This is a genomic window from Kitasatospora nipponensis (genome assembly GCF_039528135.1).
GTDB classification, from domain to species: domain Bacteria; phylum Actinomycetota; class Actinomycetes; order Streptomycetales; family Streptomycetaceae; genus Kitasatospora; species Kitasatospora nipponensis.
This window is the reverse complement of the sequence record NZ_BAAALF010000717.1, coordinates 1-701: the sequence shown is the minus strand read 5'-3', so window position 1 is coordinate 701 and position 701 is coordinate 1. Positions and strand designations below refer to the sequence as shown.

General features: G+C 69.5%; 2 protein-coding genes. Both read right to left on the bottom strand.

The features are described 5' to 3' along the window. Nucleotides 1-304, bottom strand: a 304-nt coding sequence (locus ABD323_RS42895) for an esterase/lipase family protein (RefSeq protein WP_344447461.1), incomplete at its 3' end; no start/stop codon positions are given. A gap of 127 nt (nt 305-431) precedes the next feature. Further along, on the bottom strand, nt 432-701 hold a 270-nt coding region (locus ABD323_RS42890), incomplete at its 5' end, for a sortase domain-containing protein (RefSeq protein ID WP_344447460.1).

The window sequence follows — 701 nt, the reverse complement described above, 5'->3', positions numbered from 1 at the left end:
CCCGGGCCAGGAACCGCTGCACCACCAGTCCGCCCTGACTGTGGGTCACCAGGACGACGGCCTCGGCGTGCCGCAGCTCGGTGCTCAGGTAGGTGCGCAGCCGGTCCGCGATGTCATCCGTCTCCGGGATGCGGCGGTGCACCCGGGTCCGCAGGACCGGCGACTCGTACTGGAAGCGGTGCACGGTGACGGCCCCGGCCAGTTCCGGGTCGGCGAGCAGCAGTTGCTCGAACTCGGCCCACACCTTCCCGGACGAGAACAGACCATGGACGAAGACCACGTGCAGGTCTCCCGCTACCGCCATCACGATCCTCCAGCACGGGGCAAGTACCGCCGCCCGGTCGAGCGGGAAGGACAGTGTCGCACGCGACAACGGCCTGTTCGATGCCTTCGAGCATCGTCAACTCCAGGTACTGGAGGTGCAGTTGACGTCAGTTGAGATGGGCGTAGACCACTGTGTTCTCCTGGTAACCGCCGTGCGCCCGGTCGTAGCGGCCGCCGCAGGTGATCAGGCGCAGTTCGGGGCGCGGGGCGGGGCCGGAGACGCGCTGCTCGGGGAAGCCGTCCTTGGGGTGGTTCTCCACCGCGTCGACGGTGAAGCGGCCCACGGATCCGTCCGCCCGGTCCACCCCGACCCGCTGACCGGCGGTCAGGGTGGACAGGCCGAAGAAGGCGGCCGGACCGTGCACGGTGTCCACGTG